Origin of the sequence: Plantibacter flavus (genome assembly GCF_900177615.1) — a bacterium.
GTDB lineage: Bacteria > Actinomycetota > Actinomycetes > Actinomycetales > Microbacteriaceae > Plantibacter > Plantibacter flavus.
On the sequence record NZ_FXAP01000005.1, the window covers coordinates 211,471 to 224,941 of the forward strand.

The 13,471-nt window shown below is 69.1% G+C and carries 16 protein-coding genes; 4 read left to right on the forward strand and 12 right to left on the reverse strand.

Annotated features, from left to right (window positions below; all coding sequences use genetic code 11):
- Window positions 1–54: 54 nt before the first annotated feature.
- The 11 genes from B9Y95_RS15755 to B9Y95_RS15805 all read right to left on the reverse strand — a co-directional run bounded on the left by B9Y95_RS15755 (window position 55) and on the right by B9Y95_RS15805 (window position 9,836).
- A complete protein-coding gene (locus B9Y95_RS15755) occupies window positions 55–852 on the reverse strand; it encodes a F0F1 ATP synthase subunit delta (protein WP_085513233.1) in 798 nt (265 codons plus the stop codon).
- Window positions 852–1,403 (reverse strand): F0F1 ATP synthase subunit B, encoded by a 552-nt coding sequence (locus B9Y95_RS15760; protein ID WP_064295311.1) that lies wholly within the window; start codon window positions 1,401–1,403, stop codon window positions 852–854. The genes B9Y95_RS15755 and B9Y95_RS15760 overlap by 1 nt, the downstream gene beginning before the upstream one ends.
- A gap of 30 nt (window positions 1,404–1,433) precedes the next feature.
- Window positions 1,434–1,667, reverse strand: coding sequence for an ATP synthase F0 subunit C (atpE, locus tag B9Y95_RS15765; protein ID WP_064295310.1), 234 nt, complete (start codon window positions 1,665–1,667; stop codon window positions 1,434–1,436).
- A 46-nt stretch (window positions 1,668–1,713) separates the two neighbouring features.
- A complete protein-coding gene (atpB, locus tag B9Y95_RS15770; RefSeq protein WP_175117868.1) occupies window positions 1,714–2,493 on the reverse strand; it encodes a F0F1 ATP synthase subunit A in 780 nt (259 codons plus the stop codon).
- A gap of 275 nt (window positions 2,494–2,768) precedes the next feature.
- Window positions 2,769–3,254: a Cg1360 family ATP-synthase-associated protein gene (locus B9Y95_RS20905; RefSeq protein WP_085513235.1), complete on the reverse strand. Its 486-nt coding sequence runs from the start codon at window positions 3,252–3,254 to the stop codon at window positions 2,769–2,771.
- Window positions 3,251–4,516 carry an MraY family glycosyltransferase gene (locus B9Y95_RS15780; RefSeq protein ID WP_085513237.1) on the reverse strand — a complete coding sequence of 422 codons (1,266 nt, stop codon included), beginning with the start codon at window positions 4,514–4,516 and terminating at the stop codon, window positions 3,251–3,253. Before B9Y95_RS15780 ends, B9Y95_RS20905 begins: the two co-directional genes overlap by 4 nt.
- On the reverse strand, window positions 4,513–5,181 hold the full coding sequence (locus tag B9Y95_RS15785) for an L-threonylcarbamoyladenylate synthase (protein ID WP_085513240.1): 669 nt from the start codon (window positions 5,179–5,181) through the stop codon (window positions 4,513–4,515). Before B9Y95_RS15785 ends, B9Y95_RS15780 begins: the two co-directional genes overlap by 4 nt.
- 73 nt (window positions 5,182–5,254) lie before the next feature.
- Window positions 5,255–6,241 carry an MraY family glycosyltransferase gene (locus B9Y95_RS15790; RefSeq protein ID WP_085513242.1) on the reverse strand — a complete coding sequence of 329 codons (987 nt, stop codon included), beginning with the start codon at window positions 6,239–6,241 and terminating at the stop codon, window positions 5,255–5,257.
- On the reverse strand, window positions 6,238–8,058 hold the full coding sequence (locus B9Y95_RS15795) for a polysaccharide biosynthesis protein (protein ID WP_079002758.1): 1,821 nt from the start codon (window positions 8,056–8,058) through the stop codon (window positions 6,238–6,240). The genes B9Y95_RS15790 and B9Y95_RS15795 overlap by 4 nt, the downstream gene beginning before the upstream one ends.
- 12 nt (window positions 8,059–8,070) lie before the next feature.
- On the reverse strand, window positions 8,071–9,042 hold the full coding sequence (locus tag B9Y95_RS15800; RefSeq protein ID WP_159453430.1) for an NAD-dependent epimerase/dehydratase family protein: 972 nt from the start codon (window positions 9,040–9,042) through the stop codon (window positions 8,071–8,073).
- The gene (locus B9Y95_RS15805) at window positions 9,039–9,836 is read right to left on the reverse strand and encodes a glycosyltransferase family 2 protein (protein ID WP_123539731.1); all 798 of its coding nucleotides are present in this window, start codon (window positions 9,834–9,836) and stop codon (window positions 9,039–9,041) included. The genes B9Y95_RS15800 and B9Y95_RS15805 overlap by 4 nt, the downstream gene beginning before the upstream one ends.
- A 125-nt stretch (window positions 9,837–9,961) precedes the next feature.
- Between B9Y95_RS15805 and B9Y95_RS15810 the strand changes: the two genes are divergently transcribed.
- Window positions 9,962–10,600, forward strand: coding sequence for an HAD-IA family hydrolase (locus B9Y95_RS15810; RefSeq protein ID WP_234994137.1), 639 nt, complete (start codon window positions 9,962–9,964; stop codon window positions 10,598–10,600).
- Between the two features lie 227 nt (window positions 10,601–10,827).
- On the opposite strand, the gene prmC is transcribed toward B9Y95_RS15810, so the two are convergent.
- Complete coding sequence (gene prmC / locus B9Y95_RS15815) at window positions 10,828–11,736, reverse strand: peptide chain release factor N(5)-glutamine methyltransferase (RefSeq protein ID WP_234994138.1); 909 nt, start codon at window positions 11,734–11,736, stop codon at window positions 10,828–10,830.
- Here prmC and B9Y95_RS21125 point away from each other — a divergent pair.
- The 3 genes from B9Y95_RS21125 to epsC are packed head-to-tail and all read left to right on the forward strand — an operon-like array spanning window position 11,735 to window position 13,414.
- The gene (locus B9Y95_RS21125) at window positions 11,735–11,869 is read left to right on the forward strand and encodes a hypothetical protein (RefSeq protein ID WP_268808587.1); all 135 of its coding nucleotides are present in this window, start codon (window positions 11,735–11,737) and stop codon (window positions 11,867–11,869) included. The two genes, prmC and B9Y95_RS21125, sit on opposite strands and share 2 nt — an antisense overlap.
- A gap of 30 nt (window positions 11,870–11,899) precedes the next feature.
- Window positions 11,900–12,838: a cysteine synthase A gene (cysK, locus tag B9Y95_RS15820; protein ID WP_064295302.1), complete on the forward strand. Its 939-nt coding sequence runs from the start codon at window positions 11,900–11,902 to the stop codon at window positions 12,836–12,838.
- Window positions 12,839–12,847: 9 nt separating this feature from the next.
- On the forward strand, window positions 12,848–13,414 hold the full coding sequence (gene epsC / locus B9Y95_RS15825) for a serine O-acetyltransferase EpsC (protein WP_085513252.1): 567 nt from the start codon (window positions 12,848–12,850) through the stop codon (window positions 13,412–13,414).
- The last annotated feature ends 57 nt before the right edge of the window (window positions 13,415–13,471 follow it).

A 13,471-nucleotide genomic window follows, 5' to 3' on the forward strand; every position in this document is an offset into this window, starting at 1 on the left:
TCAACGTCTTGAGTTGTGGAGACCGTCGGGCCGGTCCCCGCGCTGCACGGGCCGCTATCCGGCCAGTTGCAGACGGAGGTCGTTCAGTCGGGCAGCGAGGCTGCCGTCGATGACGTCGTCCCCGAGCTGCACGCGCAGTCCACCGACGACGGCGGGGTCGATCACCTGGTTGATCTTCACCTGACGGCCGTAGGCCGTGGCGAGGTGGCGCTCGAGGCGCTGGAGCTGCGACGCCTCGATCGGTGCGGCTGCCGTGACCGTGGCGACCGCGAGGCCCTGCTGGTCGGCGACGATGCCTGATGCGTACCGGAGCAGTTCTCCGATCCGACGGTCTCGCGGCTGCTGCACGAGCTGACCGACGATGCTGACGGTCTGCGGGCTCGCCTTGCCCGCGAGGAGGGATGCCGCGAGGGCGCCCTTCGCAGCGGACGAGCCGAGCTTGCTGCTGAGGGCGAGCTCGAGCTCGTGGTTGCTCGACACGAGCTTCCCGAACTCGAACAGCTCGGCCTCGATGTCGCCCTGAGCGCCGGCGGAGATCGAGGCGGCCCGGAGGCCGAGCTCCTCGATGCCCGCGAGCAGGTCGGCTTCGCTGGACCAGCGGCCGGAGACGACGGTCTGCAGCAGGCCGAGCGCCTGGGCGCTCAGCTGGGAGCCGAAGATCCGCTCGACGACGGTGCGCTTGGCACCGGCGTCGGCTGCGGGGTCGCTGAGCGCTGCGCTCAGGTGACTCGAGCCGCCGATGGCCCGGCCCGCTGCGAACAGTCCGTCCGCGGTGGCCAGATCGGCCCCGGCGCCGAGGGCGGCGAGGGCCTCCTTCGACGAGGCGAGTGCTTCTCTGGTCGCGCTTCCCATTACTTGGCTGCCTTCTCCGACGCTTCGAGGTCCGCGAGGAACCGGTCGACGACCGCCGTGGCCTTCGCGTCGTCGTTCAGCGTCTCGCCGATGACGCCACTGGCGAGGTCGAGTGCGAGCGTGCCGACCTCGGCACGCAGCGACACGACGGCCGCCTGACGCTCGGCTTCGATCTGTGCCTGAGCGCTCGCGGTGACGCGAGCGGCTTCGACCGTGGCCTGCTCCTTGAGCTCGGCGAGGATCGTCTGACCCTCGACACGAGCCTGCTCGCGGATGCGGCCGGCTTCCTGACGGGCTTCGGCGAGCTGAGCGTTGTACTGCTCGAGCGCCGCTTCGGCCTGCTTCTGCGCTTCATCGGCCTTGGCGATGTTGCCCTCGATGGCCGCTGCGCGGTCGTCGAGGAGCTTCTGCACCTTGGGCAGGACCAGCTTCCAGAAGAAGCCGAGGATGATGATGAAGACGACGGCAGACCAGACGATGTCGTAGACCGCTGGGATGAGAGGGTTCGTCGGAGCGCCCTCTTCAGCAGCGATGATCACTGCATCAAACATCTTGCCTCCTTCGGAGATGTGAAAGGGGGCTTAGACGAAGATGAAGTAGGTCGCGATGCCGATGAAGGCGAGCGCCTCGGTGAAGGCGATACCGATCCACATGAGGACCTGGAGACGACCACCCAGCTCGGGCTGACGCGCGGTGCCTTCGATCGTCTTGCCGACGACGATACCCACACCGATGGCGGGGCCGATGGCTGCGAGACCGTAACCGACCGTCGCGATGTTTCCTTCAAGGGCGGCGAGAACGGTAGTTGCGTCCACGTTTGTTTCCTTCCGTTGGGTGAGACCTGGCGGGTGCCGGGCTCGGTTAGTGCTCTTCTGCGACCGCGAGCTGGATGTAGACCGCGGTGAGGAGGGTGAAGACGTAGGCCTGGAGGACTGCGACCAGGAGCTCGAAGAGGGTGAAGACGAGGCCGAAGGCCAGCGTCCCGACACCCATGAGGGCGAACCATCCGCCGAGGTTCACGATGAAGAACTGGGTCGCCGCGAAGAACAGGACGAGGAGCAGGTGCCCGACGATCATGTTCATGAGGAGTCGGAGCGTCAGCGTGAGCGGGCGGATGACGAAGGTCGAGATGAGCTCGATCGGCGTGACGATGATGTACACCGGCCACGGCACCCCGGAGGGGAAGAGGGAGTTCTTGAAGAACTTGCCCGGACTCTTCTTGATACCGGCGTAGATGAAGGTGACGTAGGACACCAGCGCGAGCACGAGCGGGACGCCGATGACCGAGGTACCGGCCAGGTTCAGCCCGGGGATGATGCCCGTCAGGTTCATCGCGAGGACCATGAAGAAGATGGTCGTCAGGATCGGCAGGAACCGGAGGCCGTCCTTCTTGCCGAGCAGGTCCTCCGCGATGTTGACGCGGACGAAGCCGAGCCCCATCTCGGCGAGGCTCTGTGCGCGACCGGGGACGAGGCGCATCTTGCGCGTCGACAGCCAGAAGAACAGGAGGAGCGCGATCACCGCGATGAACCGGATCAGGATGACCCGGTTGATCGCGAAGGGCGTGCCCTCGAAGAGGATGATGTCGGGGAAGAACTCGTCGATCGACGGACCGTGGAACTCGCCATCTTCGGCGGCCATCGGTGCGATCAGGTGCACGGCGTTAGCGAACAGCACGTATCTCCAGTTTCGGGGGCGTGGAGCAGAGCTCTCGCGGCGACGAACAGGGGGGATGTCTCCTCGCCGCACGCCGAAGCGGTGCTAGTGGGAGGATTCGTTGACGAGTCTAGCAAGGAAACCGGGCCCCGACGAACCCAGGGGTGGTATTCCACGGCTATATTCCGAGCCGCGACCTCGGCTGCGCCCTGGATACCGGTTCCGGCATGCTCCCGCGCGACCACGTCGCGTCCGCAGCGTCAGCCCTGGTCGGAGTCCTGCGGCGACGCCTTCGGGAGGATGTCGTCCGAGACGTAGGGCACCCGCACCTTCGCCGCCACGACGGCGTCGATCACGAGCGAGCCGACGACGCCGACGATGACGCTCCCGAACAGGATCGGTGCGTTGACCCAGGGCTGGTCCTTCAGGATGAAGCCCAGGACGAGGAAGATGACGAACTTCACGAGCCAGCTGCCCATCACCACCCCGAACAGGATGCCGACGAAGAACTCCTGGCCGGACCAGCGGTTGGCGAAGAGGATGCTCACCGAGGTGATGCCGAGGAACACGAGCGCCATGGCGGTGCCGATGAGCGCACTCGTGAGGCCGCGGGAGCCGTCGACGCTCCAGCCGACCACTCCCCCGACGACGGCGATCACGAGCGCGAGGAGCGCGCTGTACCGGAGTGCCGTGCGGAAGACCCGGTTGGCGCTCGCGTGCGAGCCGGCCTGGGCGGGAGGAGTCATGGGTGCTGGTCCTTCTTGGCGAGAGAGTCGAGGGTGTCGAGGGTGTCGCCGCTCACGGGCGTCTCGGGGTCGCGCTGCCCGGAGGCCTCGTCGAGCCGATCGTACAGCGCCGACCCGGGAGCCCCCTCCGTGCCGGCGGCCACGCGCTGCGCGAGCCGGTCGGCCCGCCTGCGGCGACCGATCGGCAGGAGGGTGAACGCCGTGCAGGTGACGACCCCCACGGAGACGAAGAGTACGGCGAGCCACGTCGGGGCCGCGAAGAACGCCAGGCATCCCACGGAGATGACGACCGTCCAGCCGTAGAAGATGAGGACGGCGTGCACCTGGCTGTGACCGAGGTCGAGCAGCCGGTGGTGCAGGTGCATCCGGTCGGCGCTGAACGGTGACTTGCCGGCGCGGAGACGACGGAGGACGGCGAGGACGAAGTCGGCGAGCGGCACGACCAGGATGGCGAACGGCAGCAGGATCGGGATGAACGCGGGTAACAGTTGCGTGCGGCCGAGGGCGGCCGGGTCGACCTGGCCGGTCACGGCGGCAGCGGAGGTCGCCATGAGCAGCCCGACGAGCAGGGCACCGGCGTCGCCCATGAACAATCGGGCGGGGTGCCAGTTGAGCGGGAGGAAGCCGATGCAGGCACCGACGAGGATCGCGGCGATCAGCGAGGCGAGGTTGAAGTAGTCGCTCGCCCCGGTGGAGGTCACGAGCAGCTGGGTGTAGACGAAGAACACGGTGTTCGCGATGACGGCGACACCGGCGACGAGCCCGTCGAGCCCGTCGACGAAGTTGATCGCATTCATCACGAGCACGATGGCGAAGACCGTCATCGAGAAGGACACCCAGGACGAGCCGACCGTCAGGCCACCGATGGGCAAGGAGTAGATCTGCACACCGAGCCAGGCGACGAGCCCTGCCGCCATGAACTGCGCGGCGAGCTTGATCATCCAGTCGAGGTCCCACAGGTCGTCGGCGACGCCGATCCCGACGATGAACAGGGCGGCACCGAGGATCGCCAGCACCGGCTCCGGATCGGCGAACACGAGGTCGAAGAACGGCAGCTGCCAGGCCACGCCGAACGCGACCAGGATGCCGATGAACATCGCGACCCCACCGAGCCGCGGCGTCGGCGTCTGGTGGACGTCGCGTTCGCGGATCGGCGGGTGGAGACCGTACTTCACGCCGACCCGCCGCGCGAGGTGGGCGAAGCCGAAGGTGATGCCCGCGCTCACGACGAGCACGATGAGGTACCCGGAGAACTGGTTCATGGTTCGCGCGGTTCGGGGAGCAGATCGCCCACCACGTCGCGGATCGCCTCCCGGGAGACGGCTCCGTCGCGCAGGACGACGATCCGTTCGTCGGCCGTGCCGAGTCGGGTCGCGTCGATGATCGTCGACGACTGCTCGCCGCTCTCGCCGCCGTCGAGGTAGACCGAGACCGAATCGCCGAGCATCTCGAGCGCGGCAGCGGCGGACGTGGCGGCCGGTCGGCCGGTGAGGTTCGCCGAGGAGACCGCGAGCGGCCCGGTGTCCTGCAGGAGCTCGAGGGTCACCGGGTTCGACGGCATCCGGAGCGCGACCGTGCCCGCGGTCTCGCCGAGGTCCCAGGCGAGCGACGGCTGGGCCTCGAGCACGATGGTCAGGCCGCCGGGCCAGAACGCCTCGACGAGCCGGTGCACGGCATCGGGGACGGACGCCGCCAGGGCCTCGAGCGTGTTCACACCGGAGACGAGGACGGGCGGCGGTGACTGCCGGGTCCGTCCCTTCGCGTCGAGCAGGCGCTGCACCGCGGCCGGCGAGAACGCGTCGGCGGCCACCCCGTAGACCGTGTCGGTCGGGAGCACGACCAGCTCACCCCTCGCCAGGGCCGTCCGTGCCAGGCGCATCCCGGCGAGCAGCTGCGCGTGATCCTGGCAATCGAAGGTCTGCGGCATGTGGTGGGTCCTGGCTGAACGGGGCCGCCGATCGGTGATCAGTCGGCCGGATGATCGGGGTGACGACGCTCAATCATAGCCTCGGGCGTCTTCCGAGCAGTCTGGGCAGGCACAGGTAGACGGCGAGGACGAGCAGGATGCCGAGGACGGCGAGGATCTGGACGGGCCAGGCGCCCGTCGCGACGCCCACCCCGAGGAGCCCGGTGGCGAGGGTCGCGACGCTGACGACGGCGGTGGACCCGAGGTGACCGAGTCCGCCGGCGGCGAGACGCTGGTACACGTGGCTGCGATGCGCCTCGTGCAGCGGCTCCCCCCGCCGCCAGCGCGCGATGATCGTCGTGCCGGTGTCGGCGACGTACACGAGGACCGGGCCGATCAGCGCGACGAAGGAGATGCCGCTGAAGGCCGCGTAGATGGCGACCGCGACGAGGGAGCCGCCGAGCAGGTAGCTGCCGACGTCGCCCAGGAACATCCGGCGCCGAGCGAGGTTCCACGGCAGGAACCCGAGGAACGCGGACGCCACGACGAGGCCGGCTGCCGTGACGCCCGGGAGACCGGCCACGGCGCCGAGACCGGCGTAGAACCCGCCGACGACCGTGCCGTGCATCGAGGAGATGCCGTTGACGCCGTCCATGAAGTTCGCGATGTTCGTGTAGGCGACGAGCGCCACGATCCCGAGCGGGATCCACCAGAAACTCGCGGCCATCGAGACGACGAGCACCCAGGTCGCCACGAGTCCGAGCACGACCTGCAAGCCGAAGCGCACCCGGACGGGGAGTCCGCGGACGTCCTCCACGGCTCCGATGGCCGCGTTCACGATCGACACGGCGGCGACGATCCAGAGCGGCAGGCTGTGGAGCAGGACCGCGGCCGTACCGAGACCGACGGCGACCGCGAGCGCGACGCCGATCCCTCCACCGCGGATCGTCGGGGTGACGTGCATGGATCGGTGGTTCGGGGTGTCGACGACCGCCCGACGGATGAGGATCGGGCGGATGGCGAGCTGGGACAGCAGGCTCACGACGAGCGCGAGCACCCCCGCCAGGATGGCAACCGTCATTGCACCAGGTGGTGGGTGCCGGCGCCCTCGTCGGCGATGGTCTCCCGCCAGACGGCGATGTCGAGGAGTGCCGGGTCGAGCGGCTGGATCCGCGTGTGCGAGACCTTCGGGTGCTTCGAGCGGTCGGCGATCTCGTCCGTGTCGATGAGGACCTCGTGCAGCTTCTCGCCGTGCCGGAGACCGGTGTACACGATCTCGACGTCCTTGCCGGACGCGGCGATCATGCGCTTGGCGACGTCGAGGATGCGGACCGGACGGCCCATGTCGAGGATGAGGACCTCGCCCGGGTCGCCGATCGCGCCGGCCTGGATGACGAGCTTCGACGCTTCGGGGATCGTCATGAAGAAGCGGGTGACGTCGGGGTGCGTGACCGTGACCGGGCCACCGGCCTCGATCTGGGCGGTGAACGCCGGGATGGCGGAGCCGCGGCTGCCGATGACGTTGCCGAACCGGACCGAGAGGTATCGTGCGTCGGTCTCCTGGGCGCTCATCCACGCGGTGAGCTTCTCGGCGATGCGCTTGCTGTACCCGAGGACGGTCGTCGGGTTCGCGGCCTTGTCGGTCGAGATGTTGACGAAGGTGCCGACGCCCACGGCCCGCGCCGCGTTCAGGACGTTCAGGGTGCCGAGGACGTTGTTCTTCCAGGCCTCGTCGGGGTACTGCTCCAGCATCGGAGCGTGCTTCAGTGCCGCCGCATGGAACACGACGTCGGGACGGCGGTCCTCGAAGATCTCCATGAGTGACGGGAGGTCGCGGATGTCGGCGAGCACGACCTCCTTGGTGTCGAGCAGGCCGTGTCCCGAGATCGAGAGCTGTGTGGTGTGGAGCCCCGTCTCGTCGCGGTCGAGCAGGACGAGCTCCGCCGGGCCGAACTGGTTGACCTGCCGGGCGATCTCGGAGCCGATGGATCCGCCTGCACCGGTGACGAGCACGCGCTTGCCGGTGAGGTACCCCGCGATGCTCTCGACCTGCAGGTCGACGGTGTTGCGGCCGATGAAGTCTTCGACGTTGAGGTCGCGCAGGCTCGGTGCGCTCTCGCCCGTCCCGGGAGCCAGCATCGTGTCGATGGGCGGCACGACGAGCACTCGGAGCTTCGCCTCGTCGGCTCGCTCACTGACCTGGCGGATGAAGTCGTTGTCGACGTCCGCGATGCTGATGATGAGCGCCTGCGCCCCGGTGCGCTTGACGGCCGCCACCAGGTCGGCTCCCGTGCCGACCACCGCGACGGAGGCGATGCGGAAGTTGCGCTTCGAGGGGTCGTCGTCGATGACGCCCACGGGGAGGTAGGGCGACTGCGGGTCGCGCATGAGTCGAGGGATGATCGACATCCCCAGCGCACCGGCTCCGTAGACGAGGACACGCTGCGCCTCGATGGGCCGGCTGCGGCTGTCGACGAAGAGTCGCTTGACGTAGCGCGTGATGCCCATGAAGACGATCGCGAACGGGAACGCGATCACCGTGGTGGACCGTGGAACCCCCCACGCGACGCCGAACACCGCGTTGACCGCGATGAGGATCGCGGTGACGATGAGCGCGACGACGATGAGCTGTTTCGCCTCGTAGAAGCTGCCGAAGCTGTGCAGGCCGTGGTAGTAGCTCCACAGGTAGGCCACGACGAGCTGGGCGACCACGGCGATGACGCACAGGAGGACCGTCCCGACGAGAGCCACGCGCTCGTACTCGAGCTCGAAGCGGACGAGCTGGGCGACCACGATCGCGAGCACCCAGCACAGTGCGTCGAGGGCGGTCTTCGCGGCGAAACGAGGACCGGGCGCCTGCGTCCATCTACGGGGGGCGTCGGGGAGCGTGGAGGTCATAACGTGTCGATCCTACCGATCGCCGGCTTCGCGTTGGCTGCGCACGGACTGCGCGTCGGGGCCGGACGCACCCCGCTCCGCGGCGAGGGCTGCGATCGAGGACCGGAGACCGTCGTCCGTCGCCGTCGGCATACGCTCGTGCCCGAGCGCGCCGAGCAGTCGGGCACCGGAGACGCGGTAGTCCTCGGTGAGCTTCGCGAGACGCCCGGAGTTGAGCGGCACGGCGGGGACGCGATCGCCGAGGGCTGCCGCCAGCCGGACGAGTGCCGGCGGCAGGGCCAGGCGACGGACCCGGCGACCGGTGACCTCGGCGATGAGGCTGACGAGGTGCCCCGTCGACACGGGCTCGTCGTCGGCGACGAGGTAGACACCCGTCGTGACGGCGGGCGTGTCGATGATGCTCGTGATCGCCCACGTGAGGTTCTGGATCGACACGAAGCTGCGCTCGTTGCGGAAGGCGTCGAGCGGGTACGGGATGCCGCGGGACAGCAGACCGAACAGGAGACGCAGGTTGCCCTTGTCCCCCGGCCCGTGCACCATCGTCGGGCGAAGGACGATCGTCCGTCGACCGGCAGGGGGTTCGACGGCGAGCAGGAGCCGCTCGGCCGCGAGCTTCGACTTCCCGTACGGGGTCACCGGGCGGGGCTCGGCGGACTCGTCGAGCACTCCGTCGACCGTCGCCTCGTTCACCGCGGCGACGCTGCTCAGCTGGATGAAGGTGGTGGCGTCCGACGCCAGGAAGGCGACGTACGCGCGTTCGGCGAGGTCGGTGTTGATCCGGCGGTACACCTCGGGAGAGGCGGTACCGTCGAGGTCGTGCGCCTTCCCGGCGAGGTTCACCACGACGTCGACGTCCGCCGGGAAGGCCTCCCCCGTCCACCCGCGCAACGAGAACGGCACGACCTCGTGGCCGGCCGCCTCGAGGACGGGGACGAGGTTCGTCCCGATGAAGCCGGTCGCACCGGTCACGAGCACCCGGCTCATCGTCCGAACCATCCCCATGTACGGAAGTACACGAAGGCCCCCTGGATCGAGTACCACATCAGCTTCCGGTTGTGATGCGAGCCCTTCGCGAAGTGGTGGTGGATCGTCGCCCCCGGGTAGTACGCGGTCCGGGACACCTGGAGGAAGCGTCGGGTGAGGTCGGCGTCCTCGATGTACATGAAGATCCGCTCGTCGAAGAAGCCGACACGGTGCAGGGTCGAGGTCCGCAGGAACATGAAGCAGCCCGAGAGGTAGGGCACGTCGAACATCGTCTTGCTGTAGTCGTGCGCCGGGTTCTCGTCGATGTCGCGGTACTCGTAGCGGGCCATGCGCTTCGCGACGAGCGGCTTCAGCGGACCGGGCAGGAATCGGCGGGCGAAGAGGTCGAAGACGGAGGGGTTCCGCTTCACCAGGTACTGGAGGGAGCCGTCGGGGTACAGCACCTTCGGCATGACGTGCCCGACCTCGGGGTGCTCGAGCATGAACTCGTGGAGCTCCTCGACCGCCTCCGGCTCGAAGTACACGTCCGGGTTGACCACCATGTGGAACTTCGAGCGACCGAGGATCTTCGCGATCGCGAGGTTGTGGGCGGCGCCGAAGCCGGGGTTCGAGGGGTTGTGCAGGTATTCGACCCGCGGGTCGTCCGCGAGGTCGCGGAGCTCGTCCGTCGGCGAGTTGTCGACGAGGTAGAGCGTCTCGACGAGCGGGCTGCCGAGGGTCGAGTCGATGGCCGCACGCAGCTTGTCGCGATCGTTCCGGTACATGACGATGCAGGCGGTCACAGGACGGTCCACGGTTCACCCTCTCCGGCGGCGGGGACGGCACCGCCGAGGCACGACGGACGTGGGCCCGACGCGCCTGGTCAGTCTACGTGCTGCCCGCGTCCGGTCCTGGGAGTCCGGGGCCGCATACTGGAGTGGTGCCAGAGCGTGTGTTCTTCTTCGACTGCGACAAGACCCTGTACGACTACGACTTCCGGAAACGCCTCCCGGCGCTCTCGCGGTTGACGGGCGTGAGCCAGTACCGGCTCGCGAAGCAATGGTGGGTCGGCGGCCACGAGGCCGCGGCCAACATCGGCGAGTACCCGACGAGCGATGACTATCTGGCGGTGTTCGCCGAGGTCACCGGGTACCCGCTGTCCCTCGAGGAGTGGCGCGAAGCCCGTGCGGCGGCGATGACCCCGGTTCCCGGCGTCCTGGCCACCCTCGCCCGTGCCTCGACCCTCGGCACGGTCTCCCTGCTGTCGAACAATCCGATCCCGTTCCGGGACTCCTTCACGCAGCTGGCTCCCGAGGCCGCAGCCCTCCTCGGCGAGAACGACCTCGTGTCCGCCGTCCTCGGAGCGGAGAAGCCCGAGCCCCGTGTCTACACCCGCGCGCTCAGCCGGTACGGTGTCGCACCCGGCCGCACCATGCTCATCGACGACTCCGCGGCGAACTGCGCGGGCGCCGAGGCCGTGGGGATGCACGCGTTCCAGCTGACCAAGGACGCCTCAGGCGCCTTCGACGTCGCCGGACTCGACGCCGCGGTCGACGCCTTCGTGGCGGCCACGCCCTGACTCGGCCCACCGGCCGATGCGTCCCACCGGCCACCGAACCGGACCACCGGTCCCTGAGCCGACCCATCGGTCCCTGAGCCGACCCATCGGTCCCTGAGCCGACCCATCGGTCCCTGAGCTTGTCGAAGGGCGGCGGATCCACGGGCAGGGCCGCCCTTCGACAGGCTCAGGGACCGGAAGAGGGGCCTACGGACCGGAGGAGCGCGGGCTCGCGACGGCGCGACGGGTCAGCGGATCGCGATGGTGGTGCGGTCGCGGGTGGTGAGGTCGCGGTGCGTCGCGGCCGCGTGCCAGCCGTCGGCCGTGAGCAGCTCTCGGATGGCCTGCCCCTGGAGTTCACCGTGCTCGATGATGAGCGTGCCGCCCCGGTGGAGCAGTCGTTGCGCGGTCACGGACACGTGACGCACCACGTCGAGACCGTCCGGTCCGCCGTACAGTGCGGCCGAGGGGTCGTGGAGACGCACCTCGGGATCGCGCGGGATCGCGTCGTCCGGGACGTACGGAGGGTTCGAGATCACGACGTCCACCGAGCCGTCGAGCTCGTGGAAGGCGTCGGCGAGGTGCTCGAAGACGACGGTGGCGTTGTCGGCACCGGACTCGGCGAAGTTCCGTCTCGCCCAGATGAACGCCTCGACCGAGTTCTCGGTCGCGTAGATCGCCGCGTTCGGCACCTCGGTCGCCATCGCCAGCGCGATCGCTCCACTGCCGGTGCCGAGGTCGACGCCGATGGGCCGAGGGATCGGAACGGCTCGGAGCGCGTCGATCGCGAACTGCACGACCGACTCGGTCTCGGGGCGCGGGACGAAGACGCCTGGTCCGACCGCGAGTTCCATCGAACGGAACGCGGCACGACCCGTGATGTGCTGGAGCGGTTCGCGCGCGGCCCGACGCTCGACCAGCTCGGCGAACACGGTGCGCTCTTCGGCGTCGAGCACACGACCGGTGATCGCCGCGGCCTGCACGGCACCACGACCGAGGCCGAGCACGTGTCCGAGGAGGAGCTCCGCGTCGACGTCGGGTGACGGCACGGCTGCGCGGGTGAGGACCTCGACGGCGTGTTGGCGCGCGAGTTCGACGGTCGCAGGGTGGCCGGCGGACGGGGTGTCTGCGGCGGCGGCGGAAGGGGTGCTGGGCATGAGCGAGATCATCATCTGGGGCGGCCTGGTCGGATGGGCCGCACCGAGCCTACCCCACCGCCTCGGTGCGGCCGCGGGCCGGCAACCCTCGTCGTCACACGGGACACCGCCGATCGACCAGGTCGTAGGCTGAACCGAGCCCCGTTCGAGGAAGAGGAACACCGTGACCGGCACCGTCTACACCGACATCACCCAGGCCTACGGCCGCACCCCGCTCGTCCGCCTGAACCGCATCGCGGAGGGCGTCGGCGCGACCGTCTTGGCGAAACTGGAGTTCTACAACCCCGGATCGAGCGTCAAGGACCGCCTGGGCATCGCGCTCGTCGATGCGGCGGAGGCCTCGGGCCAGCTGCAGCCCGGAGGGACCATCGTCGAGTCGACGAGCGGGAACACCGGCATCGCGCTTGCCCTCGTGGGAGCCGCGCGGGGCTACCGGGTCATCCTCACGATGCCGGCCTCCATGAGCAAGGAACGCCGGACCCTCCTCCGCGCCTACGGTGCCGAGCTCGTCCTCACCGATCCGACCAAGGGGATGGCGAACGCCGTCCAGGAGGCGCAGCGCATCGTCGCTGAGAACCCCGGCGCCGTCTGGGTCAGGCAGTTCGAGAACGAGGCGAACCCCGCCATCCACCGGCGGACGACCGCACCCGAGATCTGGGAGGACACCGCCGGCACGGTCGACGCGTTCGTCGCGGGCATCGGGACGGGCGGGACGATCACCGGCGTCGGCGGCTGGCTCCGCGAGCACAACCCGGATGTGCAGATCATCGCCGTGGAGCCCGCGGACTCCCCGCTGCTCAGCGAGGGTCGCGCCGGTGGACACAAGATCCAGGGCATCGGACCGAACTTCGTGCCCGACATCCTCGACACCTCCTTGTTCAGCGAGATCATCCCGGTCGAGACCGACACGGCCTACGCGACCGCACGACGCCTCGCGACCGACGACGGCATCATCGGCGGCATGTCCTCCGGCGCCGCGGTGTGGGCGGCCCTCGAGGTCGGACGCCGGCCGGAAATGGCCGGCAAGACCATCGTCGTCATCATCCCCGACGCGGGCGAGCGCTACCTGTCGACGACGATGTACGACGATCTGCGCGACTAGGCTCGACGCATGGGAATGCTGTCGCGGGTCCGCGAGGACGTCGGTGCCGCACGCGCACACGATCCGGCGGCCCGCGGCACCATCGAGATCGCGCTCAGCTACTCCGGTCTGCACGCCGTCTGGGCGTACCGGCTGCACCATCGCCTGTGGCGGCGCGGCTTCCGCACCCTCGCCCGGTTCGGCTCCCAGTTCACCCGGTTCCTCACCGGGATCGAGATCCACCCCGGGGCCCGGATCGGCAGGCGGTTCTTCATCGACCACGGCATGGGCGTCGTCATCGGCGAGACGGCCGAGGTGGGCGACGACGTCATGATCTTCCACGGCGTGACCCTCGGCGGGAAGAGCCGCGGCGTCGGCAAGCGCCACCCGACCATCGGTGACGGCGTCGCCGTCGGTGCCGGGGCGAAGATCCTCGGGCCCATCCTGATCGGTGCGGGGACCATCGTCGGCGCGAACGCCGTCGTCACCAAGGCGTGCCCACCCCGCAGCCTGCTGCTCGGCGTCCCCGCGGTCGAGCGCCCGCGCGGGAGCGGCGCGCACGGTCTCGCGTTGCTCGATCCCGAGTACCACATCTGATCCGCGCGAGGCGAGGTGAGGCGACCCGTCGTCCACGCCTCCCCCGGACGACCATCT